The organism is Methylocapsa palsarum (assembly GCF_900114285.1).
GTDB lineage: Bacteria > Pseudomonadota > Alphaproteobacteria > Rhizobiales > Beijerinckiaceae > Methylocapsa > Methylocapsa palsarum.
Genome location: NZ_FOSN01000006.1, coordinates 207,401 through 223,490, shown reverse-complemented (window position 1 = coordinate 223,490; position 16,090 = coordinate 207,401). Strand labels below are relative to the sequence as shown.

At 63.3% G+C, this 16,090-nt stretch carries 22 protein-coding genes and 2 tRNA genes; 12 read left to right on the top strand and 12 right to left on the bottom strand.

Annotated elements, in window-relative coordinates; all coding sequences use genetic code 11:
* Window positions 1-841: 841 nt before the first annotated feature.
* The 3 genes from BM177_RS09110 to BM177_RS09095 form a co-directional block, all read right to left on the bottom strand.
* Window positions 842-916 (bottom strand) — tRNA-Gln (locus tag BM177_RS09110).
* Window positions 917-1,019: 103 nt separating this feature from the next.
* Window positions 1,020-1,523 (bottom strand): hypothetical protein, encoded by a 504-nt coding sequence (locus BM177_RS09105; RefSeq protein ID WP_244532224.1) that lies wholly within the window; start codon window positions 1,521-1,523, stop codon window positions 1,020-1,022.
* A gap of 277 nt (window positions 1,524-1,800) precedes the next feature.
* Window positions 1,801-2,259, bottom strand: a complete 459-nt coding sequence (locus BM177_RS09095) for a hypothetical protein (protein ID WP_091681299.1) — start codon at window positions 2,257-2,259, stop codon at window positions 1,801-1,803.
* Between the two features lie 446 nt (window positions 2,260-2,705).
* Here BM177_RS09095 and BM177_RS09090 point away from each other — a divergent pair.
* Window positions 2,706-2,780 (top strand) — tRNA-Gly (locus BM177_RS09090).
* A gap of 41 nt (window positions 2,781-2,821) precedes the next feature.
* Here the strand turns inward: BM177_RS09090 and BM177_RS21115 are convergent.
* The 6 genes from BM177_RS21115 to BM177_RS09060 form a co-directional block, all read right to left on the bottom strand.
* A complete protein-coding gene (locus BM177_RS21115) occupies window positions 2,822-3,004 on the bottom strand; it encodes an SIP domain-containing protein (RefSeq protein WP_425284384.1) in 183 nt (60 codons plus the stop codon).
* Window positions 3,005-3,091: 87 nt separating this feature from the next.
* Complete coding sequence (locus BM177_RS21110) at window positions 3,092-3,229, bottom strand: siderophore-interacting protein (protein ID WP_175492544.1); 138 nt, start codon at window positions 3,227-3,229, stop codon at window positions 3,092-3,094.
* The gene (locus tag BM177_RS20930; protein WP_280140543.1) at window positions 3,226-3,351 is read right to left on the bottom strand and encodes a hypothetical protein; all 126 of its coding nucleotides are present in this window, start codon (window positions 3,349-3,351) and stop codon (window positions 3,226-3,228) included. The genes BM177_RS21110 and BM177_RS20930 overlap by 4 nt, the downstream gene beginning before the upstream one ends.
* A gap of 12 nt (window positions 3,352-3,363) precedes the next feature.
* A complete protein-coding gene (locus tag BM177_RS09075) occupies window positions 3,364-3,978 on the bottom strand; it encodes an MFS transporter (protein ID WP_091681292.1) in 615 nt (204 codons plus the stop codon).
* Entirely contained in the window at window positions 3,975-4,580 is a 606-nt protein-coding gene (locus tag BM177_RS20925) for an HlyD/EmrA/EmrK family protein (RefSeq protein WP_175492543.1), read from the bottom strand. Before BM177_RS20925 ends, BM177_RS09075 begins: the two co-directional genes overlap by 4 nt.
* Before the next feature lie 54 nt (window positions 4,581-4,634).
* The gene (locus BM177_RS09060; protein ID WP_091681362.1) at window positions 4,635-5,165 is read right to left on the bottom strand and encodes a peptide deformylase; all 531 of its coding nucleotides are present in this window, start codon (window positions 5,163-5,165) and stop codon (window positions 4,635-4,637) included.
* Between the two features lie 248 nt (window positions 5,166-5,413).
* On the opposite strand from BM177_RS09060, the gene BM177_RS09055 reads away from it, so the two are divergent.
* The 9 genes from BM177_RS09055 to BM177_RS09015 all read left to right on the top strand — a co-directional run bounded on the left by BM177_RS09055 (window position 5,414) and on the right by BM177_RS09015 (window position 12,242).
* A complete protein-coding gene (locus BM177_RS09055; RefSeq protein WP_244532222.1) occupies window positions 5,414-5,926 on the top strand; it encodes a Na+/H+ antiporter subunit E in 513 nt (170 codons plus the stop codon).
* Entirely contained in the window at window positions 5,923-6,210 is a 288-nt protein-coding gene (locus BM177_RS09050) for an MrpF/PhaF family protein (RefSeq protein ID WP_091681288.1), read from the top strand. Before BM177_RS09055 ends, BM177_RS09050 begins: the two co-directional genes overlap by 4 nt.
* Complete coding sequence (locus tag BM177_RS09045; RefSeq protein ID WP_091681286.1) at window positions 6,207-6,500, top strand: cation:proton antiporter; 294 nt, start codon at window positions 6,207-6,209, stop codon at window positions 6,498-6,500. The genes BM177_RS09050 and BM177_RS09045 overlap by 4 nt, the downstream gene beginning before the upstream one ends.
* A complete protein-coding gene (locus BM177_RS09040; RefSeq protein ID WP_091681284.1) occupies window positions 6,497-7,441 on the top strand; it encodes a hydrogenase subunit MbhD domain-containing protein in 945 nt (314 codons plus the stop codon). The genes BM177_RS09045 and BM177_RS09040 overlap by 4 nt, the downstream gene beginning before the upstream one ends.
* Window positions 7,438-7,779, top strand: a complete 342-nt coding sequence (locus BM177_RS09035) for an NADH-quinone oxidoreductase subunit K (protein WP_091681283.1) — start codon at window positions 7,438-7,440, stop codon at window positions 7,777-7,779. The genes BM177_RS09040 and BM177_RS09035 overlap by 4 nt, the downstream gene beginning before the upstream one ends.
* Complete coding sequence (locus BM177_RS09030) at window positions 7,779-9,287, top strand: complex I subunit 5 family protein (RefSeq protein ID WP_091681281.1); 1,509 nt, start codon at window positions 7,779-7,781, stop codon at window positions 9,285-9,287. Before BM177_RS09035 ends, BM177_RS09030 begins: the two co-directional genes overlap by 1 nt.
* 16 nt (window positions 9,288-9,303) lie before the next feature.
* Window positions 9,304-10,974: a proton-conducting transporter transmembrane domain-containing protein gene (locus BM177_RS09025; protein ID WP_091681279.1), complete on the top strand. Its 1,671-nt coding sequence runs from the start codon at window positions 9,304-9,306 to the stop codon at window positions 10,972-10,974.
* A 296-nt stretch (window positions 10,975-11,270) separates the two neighbouring features.
* Window positions 11,271-11,789, top strand: a complete 519-nt coding sequence (locus tag BM177_RS09020) for a YqhA family protein (RefSeq protein ID WP_091681276.1) — start codon at window positions 11,271-11,273, stop codon at window positions 11,787-11,789.
* A 138-nt stretch (window positions 11,790-11,927) separates the two neighbouring features.
* A complete protein-coding gene (locus tag BM177_RS09015; protein WP_091681360.1) occupies window positions 11,928-12,242 on the top strand; it encodes a hypothetical protein in 315 nt (104 codons plus the stop codon).
* A gap of 345 nt (window positions 12,243-12,587) precedes the next feature.
* Here the strand turns inward: BM177_RS09015 and BM177_RS09010 are convergent, their stop codons facing one another.
* From BM177_RS09010 to BM177_RS09000, 3 genes are all read right to left on the bottom strand, one after another.
* Window positions 12,588-13,349, bottom strand: coding sequence for an SDR family NAD(P)-dependent oxidoreductase (locus tag BM177_RS09010; protein WP_091681274.1), 762 nt, complete (start codon window positions 13,347-13,349; stop codon window positions 12,588-12,590).
* A 51-nt stretch (window positions 13,350-13,400) separates the two neighbouring features.
* On the bottom strand, window positions 13,401-13,880 hold the full coding sequence (locus BM177_RS09005; protein WP_091681271.1) for a glutathione peroxidase: 480 nt from the start codon (window positions 13,878-13,880) through the stop codon (window positions 13,401-13,403).
* A gap of 227 nt (window positions 13,881-14,107) precedes the next feature.
* The gene (locus BM177_RS09000; RefSeq protein WP_091681269.1) at window positions 14,108-14,365 is read right to left on the bottom strand and encodes a hypothetical protein; all 258 of its coding nucleotides are present in this window, start codon (window positions 14,363-14,365) and stop codon (window positions 14,108-14,110) included.
* 306 nt (window positions 14,366-14,671) lie between these two features.
* On the opposite strand from BM177_RS09000, the gene BM177_RS08995 reads away from it, so the two are divergent.
* Together BM177_RS08995 and BM177_RS08990 are read left to right on the top strand one after the other, a co-directional pair.
* Window positions 14,672-15,199 carry a sigma-70 family RNA polymerase sigma factor gene (locus BM177_RS08995; RefSeq protein ID WP_091681359.1) on the top strand — a complete coding sequence of 176 codons (528 nt, stop codon included), beginning with the start codon at window positions 14,672-14,674 and terminating at the stop codon, window positions 15,197-15,199.
* On the top strand, window positions 15,199-16,089 hold the full coding sequence (locus BM177_RS08990; RefSeq protein ID WP_091681266.1) for an anti-sigma factor family protein: 891 nt from the start codon (window positions 15,199-15,201) through the stop codon (window positions 16,087-16,089). Before BM177_RS08995 ends, BM177_RS08990 begins: the two co-directional genes overlap by 1 nt.
* The last annotated feature ends 1 nt before the right edge of the window (window position 16,090 follow it).

The window sequence follows — 16,090 nt, the reverse complement described above, 5'->3', positions numbered from 1 at the left end:
AAGCGCCTTGCGGCAAGGCTGTCGCCTGACTGGGCGCAGCAGCGAGCCCTCCTCGGCATTCGCTGACCAAACCCCGGCGGCGCCGAAACTCCTCAGACGATCACATCTCGTACGATCACAAGAGCATCGCCTGCTTTGAGCGCCGTTTCGCTGGCGAAAGAGTGAACCCCTGAAAGCCCGCGGAGAGAATTCCAGGACGCCGTTGGCAAAGATCAGGCGAAGCGCCGTCTCTGCGCATCGGACCGTCAACGCGCCGTCCGCAAACCCCCGGAATTCGTTAAGAAATTCCCGTGCGCCAGCAACATGACGGAATTGCATATCAAAAAGCTAACTACTGGCTGGTCAATCAGGATTCGAACCATCAGATGCAGAGACACTGACGCCCGTTTCGGCTGGTCGAACGCCAGGAAGCAGTGAACCTCGAAATGCCCAAGTAGAGAAACTAAGGCAAACACAGGCGATAAAGACGTCAGGAACCGTCTCTGTCGGCATTCGGCATTCCAGCCGAGCCGGCAACGCCGTGAAATCACGACAGAAAATGCCCTTGCGTAAAGACAAAATAACTAGTTAAATCAATATGTTAGACGTTGGCTGGTCAATCAGGATTCGAACCATCAGATGCAGAGACACTGACGCCCGTTTCGGCTGGTCGAACGCCAGGAAGCAGTGAACCTCGAAATGCCCAAGTAGAGAAACTAAGGCAAACACAGGCGATAAAGACGTCAGGAACCGTCTCTGTCGGCATTCGGCATTCCAGCCGAGCCGGCAACACCGTGAAATCACGACAAAAAATGCCCTTGCGTAAAGACAAAATAACTAGTTAAATCAATACGTTAGACGTTGGCTGGGGCGGGAGGATTCGAACCTCCGGGTGGCGGAATCAAAATCCGCTGCCTTACCACTTGGCTACGCCCCAATGCGCAGGGATGCGAATGACATCTCGCACGGCGGCTGGACCATAGTGCGGGCGTTCGCGCGCCGCAACCCGCTCCGATGGATGGATCCCCGTTCCGTCGCGATCAGCTTCGGTTTGCCGCCCTCGCGCCGAATGCGGGACTGGCCGCTCCGGCGATAAGCCAATAGACGCCGCCCGAAACGAGGCCGACGAAAAAGAAGAGGATCGCGAAACGCAATTCCTCCGGGCTGGCGCTCGACGCCTTGCTGAGACGAAACGCCGCCCGCGCGACCCACGGCGCGCATGCCGCAATGAGTCCGGTCGCGCCTGCGTACCAAAACAACGAGCGCACGCGGGCGATCTCACCCAAAAGGACCGCGAAGACGAGGGGCATGACGCAGACCAGGACGATCGCGACCCATCCCAGATGGACCACCCAGTCCCCTTCCCCTGGCGAGCCGTCCGCCCAGGCGCTAGTCAGCGCAAAAACGACGAACTCCGCAAGCGCGAACCCCGCATTGCGGGTCACGGGATCAACCAGGGCCGCAACGGGCAGGATCAGAAGTCCCGCTCCGATCGCAATCGCCAACCCGAACACAACAATCACCGCCCTGCGCAATGATTTCATGGAAAACCCTCGAAAAAAATTTAGCCCACACGGCTTAATGATCGAGACCGATAGCCGCCCTTGGCGGCGTTATTATGTTTGGCCTTGATCGGCGGGTTAAATGCGGCCCTTCCCCGACGATTGGCGCCGGCGGCCGAGTGTCGCGCGCGTTTCGACGGGATGAAACGGCTCGAAAAGCGCCTCGGCGCGAATTCTCGGATTTTGATTCGCGGCGCGGCAGCGTGCCGGGTCGTTCGCCCCCGAGCATGGGCGTCGACACGCGTTCGCCCGCCATCGCCTAATTCGGGATCGCGCCGCCGGCTCCAGACGCCGCCGGCTCCGAAGGCTGGATGACAGGCTGGACCGCAGCCGGGCCTGCACCGCCGAAGGTTGGCTGCGGCGGCGGGAGCTGAGGCGCGACTTGGCCCTTGTTGAGCACGCTTCCGCCGTCGTACATCTCGATGCAAGTCAGAATTTCGACGTAGCTGGGCATGGGGAAAGCGCCTTGCGCCACGCAATTGCGGCGGTCCGCGGTCTTGAACCGCGACCAGTTCTGTACGAGCTGCTTTCGCGCCTCGTTTTCGTCCTGCATGCACCCTTTGTAAGCGAGCCTCTCGGCGTCGCCGCCAATATCCTGAGCTTCCCGGCACGATTTCGCGACGTCGAAATTGGGCACCTGGTCCTGGTCAGCGTAAGCCGGTCCTGCGAAATGCAGCGCAAGAGCAGACAAGAGGATCGCCGCCAATCGGATGCGCATGCGAAATCAACTCAAAGCAGGTTGGCGCGAAGCCAGCAATCTCTCCTCTGCAGCTAACCCGAGTTGGAGACAATAGCAACGGCGGCCGGACCAATAAATCATTGGACCCCCCAGATTGGGCGGCGGCCGCGTCAGCGAATGGGCCTCCCCGAACAGCGCGAACAGAAAGCCGGATCGGCGCCGCCAGCCGGTTCAAACCGTCGTCCCTGCCCTGAAGAGCTGGGGGCTATCCTTCCGGCGAGCGCCAACGCGCGCTTCATTACCGGTCGCCAGGACACTCATGTTATTGACTTCACTCACTATTTTCTCCAGCCTGCTCGCTCACGGGAGCTGTTCCGGCTGGAGCGTCGGGACAAAATCGATTTACGCCTTCCTGACAGTTGCATTCGGGATTCGTTTGCGCAATAAAGCCGTTCGCTGTCGGTCTAAACGCCGAGGGCATGGATGCGGGTGTAGCTCAGGGGTAGAGCACAACCTTGCCAAGGTTGGGGTCGAGGGTTCGAATCCCTTCGCCCGCTCCAAATTTCCGCGAGGAAATCAGTGACGTACCTTAAATGGCGCGTCACGTTCGCTGGAGACAGCGATGAATTTGGGACCCACTGTCTCCATATAGTCTCCGAGAGAAATCGAAAAAAGGATCTTCGGCGGGATCGGCGACCTCGACAAAGACCTGCGCTCGCGCCTGGGTGGAAAGGCGTTCGACGATCCCGGCAATTGCCGGCAAAGCGGTGGCGTCGCCAATCAGAACATGCTCATGGTGGTCTGAAGCAATCCGGTATCCTGACCTCGGACCAGCAAGTTGAAGCGTGTCTCCTTTGCGGGCGCGGGCGATCTACCCTGCAGCTGGCCCCTGGTCGCCATGTAGCGCGAAGTCGAACGCCATCCAGCCTTGTTCGGCGTTATGGGCGCGGATGGTGTAGGCGCACTCCTGCAACCTGACGTTGAACGGAAGCGAGAAGAACAGCTTCATCCACATTGCTGGATGGTCGACAGGCAGTCCCTGGCGACGGTGACGCGCCGCATCCGGGGCATGATGTCCTCGACGCCGATGACGGTGGCGTCATGGAACTTGCGAGCTTGAAGCGAGAGCATGGGTTTAATCCTTCAGGCCCTATGCGGCGCGTGAGCGAACCAGAGGATCGCGAGCGCGGCGATAAAGGCGAAACTGGAGAAATACAAGAAGTCGTTGAGTGCGAGCATACGCGCCTGTAGATCCTGCGCGCGAGCGATCACGCTCCATGCCTGATCGTCCGAGAGATCGGCCGATCGCAGCAGGGCGATGACGCCAGCCGTGCGTTCATCGTAGGGGTTGAGTCTTTCGACCAGATGCGTGCTGTGGAAGCGCGAGCGATTATTCCAGAAGGTCTGCGCGAGGCTGGCGATCAAACTGCCAGACATCATCCGGATCGCCGTCTGGAGACCGGAAGCAGACGACGCCAGCGTGAATGACGCCACCGCGCCTATGAAAAGCCTTACCTGCCCAAAGCGTCGCCCCAGCCAACCCGTCAGCGGAATGCAAATGGCGTTGGCGATCGCAAACGATGTTATCGCCCATTCGCCTTCCTCGGAGCCGACGCCAAGATTTCCGGAGATGGTCGGCACCGACACATTGGCAATGGTGATGTCCATTACGGCCGTGAACGAAGCGAGGCCGATGGCGATGGCGGCCAACCCAAGATTTCCGCCACGCAATGTCGCAATGGGTCGTTTCCCATTCATGGCCGCCCGCCAACGTTTGCGGCAATGACGCGGATCACGGTTGCATCGGCTTCACGCTGCTCCGCCGCATAGAGGGCGACGTCCTCCGATTGCGGCGCGTCAGGTCGGGCCTGAGGATCACAATGGCCGGTATCGACTGTCACCTTGGCGGAGAGACCGATGCGCAAGGGGTTGCGTGCCAGTTCGGCTGGATCGAGCCGGATGCGCACGGGTACGCGCTGTACGACCTTGATCCAGTTGCCGGTGGCGTTCTGGGCCGGGAGCAAGGCGAAGGCCGCGCCGCTGCCTGTCTCGATATCCGCAACCCGGCCATGATAGGTGATGCGCCGCGCCGACCGTAGATGTCGGCGGTCATGGCCGCGGGCCGGCCGGCGCTGGCCAGTCTCGGCCTCAAGCGGCATGTTGTGCTGATCGTGCCATTTCCAAAGACCGCCCTGGCCGTGCTTCCAGAAAGCGACCTGATCGCACCCGTTGCAAACCATGTTCGTCGGTCCGCTGAGAAAATGGGCGCGCGACTGCGCGCGTTTGACTTGCCGTTCGCATTGGAACCCGTGGTGATCGGACAGGCCTGGCATCCCCGCTTCGACAAGGATGCCGGGCATCAGTTCCTGCGGCAAACAATTAGAGAAATTTGCGCTACGTGGTGAGCGTAGACTCTATCCCCGCGCCGCCGGCTTGGGCGGCCAGCCATTACCGCGGCGCAGTTTCTCGTAGCGCCTGATCAGACGATCCCGCTTCAGCCGCGAAAGCCTCAGGATCCAGAAGATCCCATCGAGCTGGTCGATCTCGTGCTGATGGCAGACGGCGAGGAGGCTCTCCGCCTCTTCGATGCGCTCGGCCCCGCTCAGGTCGCTATAGGCGACCTTGACGCGCGCGGGGCGCTCGATCTCCTCCAAGACGCCCGGCATTGAAACGCTGCCCTCCGGGCTCAAGATCGTTCCCTCGGAGGCCCAGATGATCCTGGGGTTGACGTAGATCCGCACGACATTCGAAGCCGGCAGTTCGATCGCGACCAGTCGCTTTCCGACGCCGATATGGGGAGCCGTGATCCCGATCCCCGGCGCGGCCCGCATGGTGTCGATGAGATCAGCGGCCAGCGCCTGAAGCTCCGCGTCGAAGCTGGTCACGGTTTGCGCAATCGTCCGCAGCCGCGGGTCAGGAAATCCGATGATGGGTCTGATCGCCAAAATGCTTCTCCCGACGGCCAGCTTCTTCTGTCCCGCTGGACGGGAAAGGTTCATTAGGGCGCCGATGGGCGAGAACTATGGCGGAACACGAAGAACGTGCTAGATTCGCCCAATCCGACCGAAGCTGATTGAGATCCGATGGCCCGCCGAACGGACATGCCGCCTCATGATTGCGCCCGCGCGCGCTCAGGCCGATCGACCCTTGATCGCGCGCCCGCGTCGCCGCAACCCGTTCGCGGCCCTGTGCTGTGACGCATCCCGGCGATGCGGCCCCGCCCCGCTTCAAAGGCGCCGCTGCGGTCCGGGCGGCGGTTTTCCTTTGCTTCTGGCTGATGACCTCTGGCCGCAATCTCAAGGATCTCCCGGTTGGCCTCGCCGCCGCCGCAGCCGCGACCTGGACCAGTTTGCAACTCCTGCCCGCGAGCGGCTTACGGCTGCGGCCGCTCGCCCTCGCCGCGCTGCTTTGGCATTTTTTCCGCCAGTCGGTGATTTCCGGCGCGGACGTCGCGCGGCGGGCGCTCGCTCCTCGCCTGGTCCTGCGTCCGGGATTCGTCATTTGCCCCTTGCGCGTGCCGCCCAGCGGACGAAGCGCGTTCTTCGCGTTTTCCAGCCTGCTCCCCGGAACGCTGCCCGCCGGATCCTGCGAGAACGGAGCAATGATCGTTCATTGCCTCGATACGGATCAGCCGGTCGCCGATAATCTCGCCGCGGAGGAATCCCTGTTCATCAAGGCTTCGGTCATCGAGGGCTCGGGGCCATGACCGGGTTTCTTCTTTCGGCCGCCGGCTTCATCCTTCTGACAGTGGCGACGGGGCTGGTCCGCATCCTGCGCGGGCCGGGCGATTGCGACCGGATGATGGCGGCCCAATTGCTTGGCACGGGCGCAACCGCAGCGCTGCTTCTGGTCGCGTCGGCGACTGGCGCGCCCGGGGCTGTGGACGTCGCTCTGGGTCTTGCCCTCCTCGCGGCGTTCGCTTCGGTCGCTTTCGTAAACAGCGCCGCCCCGCCGGAACAAAATCTCAATAACGAAGCTGGCGTCGAATGAGCGCCGCTCTGGACCTCCTGACGATTGTCGCGATCCTGGCCGGGCTTTTTTTCTTCCTCGCCGGAACCGTGGGATTGCTGCGATTCCCCGACCCGCTGTCCCGTCTGCACGCCCTCACAAAAGCTGATAACCTTGGCCTTGGTCTGATCGTTGTCGGCCTGCTGCCGCGCGCGGGTGGGCTACTCGGCGTTCTGAAGCTCGTCGCGGTCTGGTTTCTTGTCCTGCTGGCCAGCGCGACTGTGGCGCAGCTCATAGCGGGAGCCATCCGGCGCAAGGGCTCGTCGACATGACCGTCGTCAACGCCCTGGACATCGGTCTCGCCGCTCTTGTTCTGGCGCTCGCTGCCTGGACCGTCGCGGCGCGCGAGGCCTTCGCCGCCGCGGTCGGCTACGTCGCTTACGGCCTGCTGCTTTCGCTGGTCTGGGTCCGTTTGTTCGCAGTGGACGTGGCGCTCACCGAGGCCGCCATCGGCAGCGGCGTGACGGGCGTCCTTCTGATCCGCGCCGCCGCAAGGCTGAGGGGGGCGACGCCGGCTCTGGACGAACCGCTCGCCCCGCCGCTGCGCTTTCTGGCGGGCGTCCTGTGCGCCATGGTCGCGGGGGCCCTTGCGGCGACGGTACTGCTCATGCCTGACCCGGCGCCGACATTGGCTCCGCAAGCGGTCGGGAACCTCCCGTCGACAGGCCTTGGCAACGCAGTCACGGCGGTGCTGATTTCCTACCGGGCGTTCGACACGATGCTCGAGAAGGTCGTGCTCGTTCTCGCCGTGGTCGGAGTTTGGTCGCTCGCGCCTGACGCGTGCTGGGGCGGCTCCCCCGGCGCGCCGCGACCCGCGCGGCCGGAGGCCGCGCTCGCTTTCCTCGCCCAGGTGCTGCCGCCGCTCGGAATCGTGGTCGGCATTCATATTTTCTGGGTTGGCGCGGATGAACCGGGCGGCGCCTTCCAAGGCGGCGCCATTCTCGCCGCCATGTGGATGATCACGATGATGGCCGGGCTGACCGAAGCGCCCCCCGTCAGCTCGACCAGGCTGCGCCTCGTCCTCGTCTCCGGACCCGCCGTATTTCTGGCGATCGGTCTTGCCGGGGTCGTTATCGCCGGCGGGTTCCTCGCCTATCCCTCCGGTTCGGCCAAGCCTCTGATCCTGTTTATCGAGGCGTTCATGACGCTGACCATCGCGGCGACCCTCCCGATGCTCGTCGCCGGACCTCCGGAGCAACCGCCACAGCCATGAACACAGCATCGCTTGCCGGAATCACCGGAGCCCTTCTCGTCGGCCTTGGCCTTTTCGGGCTCGTCACCAATCCGCGGCCGTTGCGCAAGCTGCTCGCCTTCAATCTCCTCGGCAGCGGAGTTTTCCTTCTGTTCGGAGTCCTCGCCCGCAGGGGCGCGGCGGCCGGGATCGCCGCGGATCCCGTACCGCAGGCGATGGTCATTACGGGCATCGTCGTCGCGTTCTCGGCCACGGCGCTCGCCGTCGCCTTGCTTCTGCGGCTCTTCGAGGAGACCGGCCGCTCCACTTTGCGCGCCGATCCGCCGTCCAAAGCCGCCGGCGACGGGTCCGGCGCCTGATGCAAGCGATCACGACCGCCCTAACGGCGACGATGGGCGGGCTCCTGCTCGCGCTCGCAATCATTCTGCCGGTCGCCGGAGTCCTTTTGTCTTTCGTGCTGGGCGGGCGCGCGGCCGAACGGATAGCCCTTTACCTGATGCCCGCAGGTCTCGGCGTGGCGGCGATGATTGCGCTCGGCGTCTGGCGTTCGGGCGCGCCCCTCGTCTACCTCCTTGGCGGATGGCCGCCGCCGCTCGGAATCGCCTTGCGGGCCGATGGATTCTCCGCCGTCATGCTTTTGACGACCGCGCTTGTGATTCTTTGCGCCGGACTGTTCGCCCGCGCCAATTTCCCAACGCCTGCGGGCGTGAACGAAGCGCGGGCGCCATTTGCGTTCTGGATTTTGCTCCAGGGTCTATGGGCGGCGCTGAACATGGTGTTCCTCGGCGGGGACCTGTTCAATCTTTACGTCGCCCTGGAGCTTTTGACCTTCGCCGCCGTGCCGCTCGTCTGCCTCGACGGCCGCGCGGAAACGCTTCTGGCCGCGTTGCGCTATCTGGTCTTCGCGCTGTTCGGCTCCGTTCTCTATCTCCTCGGCGCCGCTTTGCTCTATGGAGCTTACGGCACGCTCGATATCGGTCTGTTGTCGTCGCGTATCAGCGCCTCGCCCGCGGTTTGGGCCGCGGCCGCCCTGATGACGACCGGGCTGCTGGCGAAGACTGCATTGTTCCCGCTTCATCTGTGGCTGCCGCCCGCCCACGCCAACGCCCCGGCGGCGGCGAGCGCCATATTGTCGGCGCTGGTGGTCAAGGCGTCTTTTTTCATCACCGTCCGGCTCTGGTTCGATGTGCTGCCATCCCTGCCGGTCGAGACGCCGGCCGCGATCCTCGCCACGCTTGGCTCCCTGGCGATCCTGTTCGGCAGCGTGCTGGCGTTGCGGCAGGAACGGCTGAAACTCCTGATCGCCTATTCGACCGTCGCCCAGATCGGCTATCTGTTCCTGATGTTTCCGCTCGCCGCCGGCCTGCACCCCTGGACCGCGGACGCCTGGAGCGGCGGCGTGCTCCAGACCCTCTCCCACGCCTTCGCGAAAGCCGCCATGTTTCTCGCGGCGGGTCTTGTCGCCGAAACGCTCGGGCATGACCGCATCTCCGGCCTTCGCGGCCTCGGCAAGGTGATGCCGATGAGCGTTTTCGTGCTGGGCCTTGGCGGGCTCTCGCTGATGGGCTTGCCGCCAAGCGGCGGATTTACGGCGAAATGGCTGTTGCTGATGGCCTCGGTCAGGAGCGGACAATGGCCATGGGCCATCGTCATGCTGGCGGGCGGTCTGCTGGCCGGCGGCTATGTCTACCGCGTGCTCGCCCCGGCTTTCGCCAGCGCAGATCTTTCGCTCAAGGCGCCCGCGCCGCGCAACCGCGAGCGCATCGCGCTGGCGCTTGCCCTTTGCGCGATCCTGCTGGGCTTTGCGCCCTCCGGATTTTTTGCGTTCCTGCAAATTGGCCGCCCTGCCCTGACGGCGATCCCATGATGAAAACGAGCCCGCCATGACCGGCGCCGCAGTGCTTGCCGCGCTCGCCCATGCGGCGGGCTCCTTCGGTCCCGGGCTGCTTGCGGCCGCCGTGGGAACGCCTGTCGCGATCCTCGCGGCCTGCGCCATAAGTCGAGGGAGAAGGCGCAGCCCGGCTCTAATGGTTTTGGCTCCCCTGCCGGCCTTGGCGGCGGCGCTCCTGGCGGGCTTCGGTGCGCCGTTCTCGTATAAGTCGAGAGCGTTCGATGTAACGCTCGCGCTCGACGCGCCGGGAGCGATGCTGCTTGGCGCCGCGGCGCTGCTCTGGATCGGCGCCGCCTTTTACGCCGGCGCCGACGGGCGGGGCGGCGACGGCGACGGGCGCTTTCGGGCAAGCTGGCTGTTGACCTTGATGGGGAGCCTTGGAGTATTCGTCGCCTCCGATCTGCTGACGTTTTTTCTCGCCTTCGCCCTTGTCAGCCTTCCCGCCTATGGCCTGATCATCGCCGACGACAACGCCTCCCGGCGCGCCGGCGCCGTCTATATGGCTTTCACGGTCGCCGGCGAAACTCTCCTGCTGATGGGCTTTGTGCTTCTCGCGGCTGGCGAGCCGAACGGCAGCCTGCAAATACGCGACGTCGTCGCGGCGCTGCCCGGCTCGCCCTGGGGCGGAGCCGCTCTCGCGCTTGTCGTCGCGGGTTTCGTCATGAAGATCGGGCTCGCGCCGCTTCACGGCTGGATGCCCCTCGCCTACACTGCGGCGCCTCTCCCCGCCGCGGCCGTCCTGAGCGGCGCGGCCGTCAAGGCGGGCGTTATCGGACTGATCCGGTTCCTGCCCTTCAGCCACGCGCTGCCGGCATGGGGCGAAGGACTGGCCATCCTTGGCCTGTTTTCCGCTTTCTATGGGGTTGCGCTCGGAATAACCCAGACAAATCCCAAGACGATCCTGGCCTATTCCAGCGTCAGCCAGATGGGCGTGATCGCCGCCGTGGCCGGGATGGGTCTCGCCAGCGGAGATCTGCGGGCTCCCCTCGACACGGCGTTTTACGCCGCGCACCATGTTCTTGTGAAAGGCGCCCTGTTCCTTGCGATCGGCGCCTGCGCCGCGGCTGGCGCGCGCCGCCATTGGCTGGCGTTTCTTCCGGCGGCGGCGCTGGCGCTCAGTCTCGCAGGATTGCCCTTCACCGGCGGCGCCTTGGCGAAGCTCGCCGTCAAGGGAACGTTGGGATCGGGAGCGATCGGCGCGCTGGCGTCGTTTTCGGCGGCCGGCACGACGCTTCTCATGCTGCACTTTCTGTTTCGTCTTGCACGAAATCCGTCGCCGGATCGAGGCGCGAGGACCTCCGGCCAGCTCCTCTCGGCTTGGTTCGCAATGGCGCTGGCGTCGATTCTCGCGCCCTGGCTGCTCTTTCCGCTCACTGGCGGGCATCTGTCGGATGCGCTCACGCCAGCCGCATTGCGCGAATCGCTCTGGCCGATGCTGCCCGGCGCGGCGCTCGCTCTTCCCCTTTGGCGCTGGGGCGGACGCCTGCCGCATCCGCCGGCTGGAGATATCGTCGTCATCGGAGAGAAAATCATTCGCGCGAGCTACGGCGCCGGCGCCGCGCTGGAGCGGGTCGAGGCCGGGATCCGGCAATGGCCGGCCGCAGCTATGGCGCTTCTGGGGATCGCGATCATCCTCGGCGCGGCGATGGCGACAGGGTTCTGAAACTTGATCCACGTCTCCACGGTTTCGCCATCGCGGTCCTTAGAGCGCTTTCCGATCGCATGAAATCATGCGATCGATCAGAAATCGCTCCAGAGTCAAAAGCTTGAGCATATTCTTCTCGATGGGATTGATTCAGTCCGATCGGAATATGCTCGAGCGCAGGCCCGCGCCGAACATCTGTGGACGACAAGCGCTCGGGTGAACTTGCCAATGAAGCGCCATTTCGCCAGATTGGCGCCTCTTCTTCCGCGCGTGCATCGCGCATTCGGCTGGCCTGCGAACAAAGGTTAAAGAGTATGAACCGGGTCGAGCGCGCCATCGAGGCGGCCATTTTCGGAAGCCGCTGGCTTGCGGCTCCATTCCTGTTCGGACTCATCATTGGTTTGGCCGGACTGCTTTTCAAGTTTCTCGTCAAACTGGGCGAATTTCTCTGGTATTTGAGGGAGCTTCCAAATGCGGAGGCCCTCGTCGGCGTGCTCAGCCTGGTCGACCTTTCGCTTACCGCCAATCTGATCCTGATCGTGATCTTCTCAAGCTACGAGAACTTCGTCCGGCCGATCAGCCGCACCGCTCATCCTGACATGCCGAGCGGACTCGCCAAGATTGGATTTTCGCTCCTCAAGCAGAAGCTCCTCGGCTCGATCGTCGCGATTTCGGCGGTGCACGTTCTGGAGCGGTTCATGGACATCGAACATCAAGTCGATCTTGTCATGTTCGGCTGGCTCGTCGGAGCCATGATCGCTTTCGCCTTGGCGATGCTGATCGTCGCCGCCGCGGACCGAGTGAGCGACGCAGGCGCCCACGGGGACCATTGATCAGACGGTTCGACAGGCCGCTTTCCGCGCCGACGAGGCGTGGCCCGTTACATGCTTCCCGTTCCTCCGCGGAATGGATGTCGTCGCCGCGAAATCCTCGTCGGCGACGACATCAATATCCATAGAGGAACGAAAGTCATGGCTGTCAATCTCAAGGAAAACTGGACGGACGCCGATATCGCCGGGCTGATCGAATCAGTTTCGGACGACCGCGATTGGCGCCTGGAGGTCGGCGCCGACGGCGTCGCGAGGCTCTCTGACAAAACCGCGCATCCCACCGGGGCCGACTATGACGAGGCCCTGCACTGTTTTCTGGAGACATGGATGCAGGGAACCGACTTCGTGGGCCCATCGGCGGCGAGCGACAAGGCGCTCGTAGGAAAGATCGCCAAAGCGCTGCGCGAGAACTATCCCGCCGTCAAAGCGGGGAAGTTTGTCTACGTGGATTTGTAACGTGGGGCTCTGCGATCCTGAGACTTGTCAGCTTTTTGACAGGCTTGCGCCAAAACAATCCCGAAGTTTCGCCGATCGGCGACCAAGGCGATCAGCCGTCGCGGCGACGCGAGCCGGCTGTTAAACGCGCGGGAATGCGCATCGCCTTCTTTCACAAACGGTCGCTCTTCCCAACCAATCACGGAACCGCATCATGATAACGAGCCTCGTCGTCCTTACGATCATCAGCGGCTACGCCACAGGCGTCTTCGGCGTGCTCGGCATGCGGCGCATTGTGAAAAGGATAAAAGGATCATAGCGTCGGACAAGTAGGTTCGCGCGATAATCCTCGAGGCTCGCGCGCACTCAGGCGTTGCGCTCATCGCGGCTCACGGCGAGCGGTCCGAACGCCTGCGTCACCGGCATGAGTTCAATCGAATTGACGTTCATGCGCGCCGGCAAGGAAGCGATCCAGTGGACCGTTTCCGCGATGTCCTCCGGCGTCAGCGCGTCAGCGCCCTCATAGAGCTTCGCCGCTCTCGTCTCGTCGCCGCGAAACCGCACTTTCGAGAATTCCGTTCCTCCCACGAGTCCCGGCTCGATATCCGTGACCCGAACCTTGGTCCCAAGCAAATCGGCGCGCAGATTAAGCGAAAACTGCCGGACAAATGCTTTGCTCGCTCCATACACATTGCCGCCGGGATAGGGGTAGATCGCGGCCGTCGAGCCAAGATTGACGATGAGCCCGCGGTTGCGGGCGACCATTCCCGGCAATACCGCGCGCGTGACATACATCAGGCCCTTGATGTTGGTGTCGACCATCGCATCCCAGGCGTCGAGGTCGGCGTCCTGCGCGAGATCCAATCCCACAGCAAGCCCCGCATTGTTGACGAGCAGATCTATCTCGGCGAATTCCGCAGGAAGATCCGCGATCGACGATTCGACAGCCGTCCGGTCCCGGACATCGAGCGCAATCGTATGAATGCGCGCAAGACCCGGTTCGCTCGTCAGCGCGTCGAGCCGCTCCCGCCGGCGCCCGGTCGCGACAATGTGGTGACCGTCAGCCGCGAAACGCCGGACGATCGCGTCTCCGAAGCCCGCAGTCGCGCCGGTGACAAGGATCTTCATCTAAATTCTCCTAAGGCTAACGGGCTTCGGCGGCGTTCCGGGATCATAAGGTCAAAGCAGCTTTTCGATTTCCGGCTCGATGTCCCTGGGCGTTGCCGTCGGCGCAAACCGCGCGATCACGTCGCCCTTCCGGTCGACCAGAAACTTTGTGAAATTCCACTTGATCGCCTCGCTGCCGAGAAGTCCCTTCGCTTTGGTCTTGAGATATTCGTAAATCGGATGGGTCTGCGGGCCGTTGACGTCGATCTTGGCGAACATCGGAAAGGTCACATCATAGGTCCGCGAGCAGAATTGAGCGATCTCCGTGCTGTCTCCGGGCTCCTGCGCGCCAAACTGGTTGCAGGGGAAACCGATCACCACAAATCCCTGCGCCTTGTATTTCCGGAATAGCGCTTCGAGGCCTTCGTACTGAGGTGTAAAACCGCATTTGCTCGCGGTGTTGACGACAAGAAGCGCCTGCCCAGAAAAATCATTGAAAGACTTTTCCTGTCCATCCAGCGTCCTGGCGGAAAAATCATAGATTGAACTCATCGCGGACCCCGGCTGTCATCTGGAATTTGTTTTCGTCATTATTGGGAATATCATGCCGCCATCAAGCGCGACTTTTTTGCAGCGCGCGACAAGTCGCGGCATTGCCCGGCTCAAAATTGCGATAACGCCATAGCGAGCCGCGGCGGTTTGACAGCCGCGGCGGCCCGCGTCAATTTGCGGCTGTAAGCGAGAGCCGTGATCAAACCGCCGACTCTTGACCTCATCCTTCAGTCCGAGAAATTTCCGGGACCATCGGGACGATACGGGCTCGCGCCCAATTCCTGCCGGCCCCGCGCGCCCGAATGATCGAAATCCGCCCGATCTGCTTCCGAGGGCGCGGCGCCAAGGGGAGCTCCGCCGTGATCAAGACGGAAAATCCTTTCCCTGGCCGAGCCCTCGCCAGGATCGGAATATTCTCTCGCTGTGACGGCGCCGGACGCGAGAAGGCTGGCGGCCAGCAAAACGATGCTCGGGTTTTTCATCATCTTGTCTCCATTGAACGGGGCGCGGTAATTTCCGCTATAGTGGCGGCGTTGGACCGCTGATGAGGAGACCCGTCGGGATGTCGGATTATTCCGCGCCCCGAACGCGATTGATGGAGCGGGGTGCGCAAGAGCACACGGGTTGCGCCGATCCCGGGAATTTTGCGAAAAAGCAGGAATAAAGCGGCCTCTTCGCGAGTCTTTTCCTTGCGAGGTTTTTGCGAGGTTTTTGCGAAAGAGGACGCCGCCGCCGGTCGATGGCCGCCCGGCCAACGCCATCAAGGGTCAAACCAGCGCCATGGGGCGATTGTGAACGATGAACAGGCGCGCAGAGGTTTCGCCGAGGTGGTTCTCCCCCATCTCGACGACGCCTATGGGCTGGCTCGGTGGCTCACCGGCAATCAAACCGACGCCGAGGATGTCGTGCAGGAAGCCTGCATCAGGGCCCTCGCTGCGCTTGGCGCGGGCGTTGTGGAGCGGCCGCGCGCCTGGGTTCTAACCATCGTGCGCAATACGGCGTTTACCTGGCTCGCCAAAAACCGGCCAAAGACCGTGATGCTGACGGCCGACGAACAATTTCTGGAAGCGGCGGCGGCGAAGGAAACGCGCGCCCCGGCCAATCCGGAGGACGAACTGATCGCGAGCGCCGGGCAAGCTGAACTCGACGCAGCCATCGAGGCGTTGCCGCATCTTTTCAGGGAAGTTGTCGTGATGCGCGATATCAATGGGTTGAGCTATCGCGAGATCGCCGAGGCGGTCGGCGCGCCAGTTGGCACTGTGATGTCCCGGCTCGCGCGGGCGCGGGCGCAACTCATTGACAGGCTAGGGAGCCGCTAGTGACAACATCGCCGCCTCCTGATCCGACGCTTCTCCTTCAGGCCGCGCTCGACGGCGAGCTTGACGCCGCGGGAATGATCGAAATCGAGGCGAGGCTGGCCGCCGACCCGGCGCTGGCCGCGCAATACGCCCGGCTCGGCGCCTTGCGCGACTCGATCACAGCGCGCGCGTCCCGGCCGCGAGCGCCCGACTCGCTTCGCGCCCGCATCACCTCGATGACGCAAACAGGCGGCGAAGCGCAAGCTGGACAGAACGGCGGGCAGGTTCATACGGCGCAGGTTCTTTCCATGACGCGGCCGACGCGGAGCGAAGGGCGAACGGCTCCCCGGTCCAACCGGTCTCGATGGCTCGATGCGCCCTATCGTTCGCTTGCCGCGTCATTGATGCTCGGGATAGCGCTTGGCGCCGGAGCCTCCGGGCTATTCACTGAGTCTCGATCAGGAAGCGACGTCGAACGCGCGATCGTCGCCGGATTTATCCGGGGCCGGCTTTCCGGTCAGTCCGTCGACGTCGCGACATCGGACCGGCATACGGTCAAGCCGTGGCTGGCCGGGAAAATCCCCGGAGCGACGACGGTCGTCGATCTCGCCAAGGATGGGTTTCCGCTTGTGGGCGGCAGGATCGACGTCGCCGGCGCGACACCTTTGCCAACCCTCGTCTATCAGCGCCGCGAGCATCAGATCGCCTTGAGCGAAACCTCGGCCCCGGCCGGAGAGAACAATAGCCCGCCGAGGAGAGAGAGACGCGATGGCTATTCCATCCTGCGCTGGACCGACAACGGGCGGGCCTATCTGGCCGTCTCCGACCTGCCTGCGCCCGATCTCGACGCCTTTGGAGTCGCATTCCGCCGCGCCGCCGCCGCCGAACGCGAAGAAACGCCGAAGCGGTAAT

What these genes read in the sequence shown, in the direction of transcription:
- BM177_RS09000 (WP_091681269.1), bottom strand. Translation starts at nt 14,365, where the DNA reads ATGATGAAAAACCCGAGCATCGTTTTGCTGGCCGCCAGCCTTCTCGCG.
- BM177_RS09050 (WP_091681288.1), top strand. Translation starts at nt 5,923, where the DNA reads ATGACCGGGTTTCTTCTTTCGGCCGCCGGCTTCATCCTTCTGACAGTG.
- BM177_RS09045 (WP_091681286.1), top strand. Translation starts at nt 6,207, where the DNA reads ATGAGCGCCGCTCTGGACCTCCTGACGATTGTCGCGATCCTGGCCGGG.
- BM177_RS21110 (WP_175492544.1), bottom strand. Translation starts at nt 3,229, where the DNA reads ATGAAGCTGTTCTTCTCGCTTCCGTTCAACGTCAGGTTGCAGGAGTGC.
- BM177_RS20930 (WP_280140543.1), bottom strand. Translation starts at nt 3,351, where the DNA reads ATGCTCTCGCTTCAAGCTCGCAAGTTCCATGACGCCACCGTCATCGGC.
- BM177_RS09040 (WP_091681284.1), top strand. Translation starts at nt 6,497, where the DNA reads ATGACCGTCGTCAACGCCCTGGACATCGGTCTCGCCGCTCTTGTTCTG.
- BM177_RS09105 (WP_244532224.1), bottom strand. Translation starts at nt 1,523, where the DNA reads ATGAAATCATTGCGCAGGGCGGTGATTGTTGTGTTCGGGTTGGCGATT.
- BM177_RS09075 (WP_091681292.1), bottom strand. Translation starts at nt 3,978, where the DNA reads ATGAATGGGAAACGACCCATTGCGACATTGCGTGGCGGAAATCTTGGG.
- BM177_RS09015 (WP_091681360.1), top strand. Translation starts at nt 11,928, where the DNA reads ATGGCTGTCAATCTCAAGGAAAACTGGACGGACGCCGATATCGCCGGG.
- BM177_RS09095 (WP_091681299.1), bottom strand. Translation starts at nt 2,259, where the DNA reads ATGCGCATCCGATTGGCGGCGATCCTCTTGTCTGCTCTTGCGCTGCAT.
- BM177_RS09030 (WP_091681281.1), top strand. Translation starts at nt 7,779, where the DNA reads ATGCAAGCGATCACGACCGCCCTAACGGCGACGATGGGCGGGCTCCTG.
- BM177_RS09035 (WP_091681283.1), top strand. Translation starts at nt 7,438, where the DNA reads ATGAACACAGCATCGCTTGCCGGAATCACCGGAGCCCTTCTCGTCGGC.
- BM177_RS09025 (WP_091681279.1), top strand. Translation starts at nt 9,304, where the DNA reads ATGACCGGCGCCGCAGTGCTTGCCGCGCTCGCCCATGCGGCGGGCTCC.
- BM177_RS09010 (WP_091681274.1), bottom strand. Translation starts at nt 13,349, where the DNA reads ATGAAGATCCTTGTCACCGGCGCGACTGCGGGCTTCGGAGACGCGATC.
- BM177_RS09020 (WP_091681276.1), top strand. Translation starts at nt 11,271, where the DNA reads ATGAACCGGGTCGAGCGCGCCATCGAGGCGGCCATTTTCGGAAGCCGC.
- BM177_RS20925 (WP_175492543.1), bottom strand. Translation starts at nt 4,580, where the DNA reads ATGCCCGGCATCCTTGTCGAAGCGGGGATGCCAGGCCTGTCCGATCAC.
- BM177_RS09005 (WP_091681271.1), bottom strand. Translation starts at nt 13,880, where the DNA reads ATGAGTTCAATCTATGATTTTTCCGCCAGGACGCTGGATGGACAGGAA.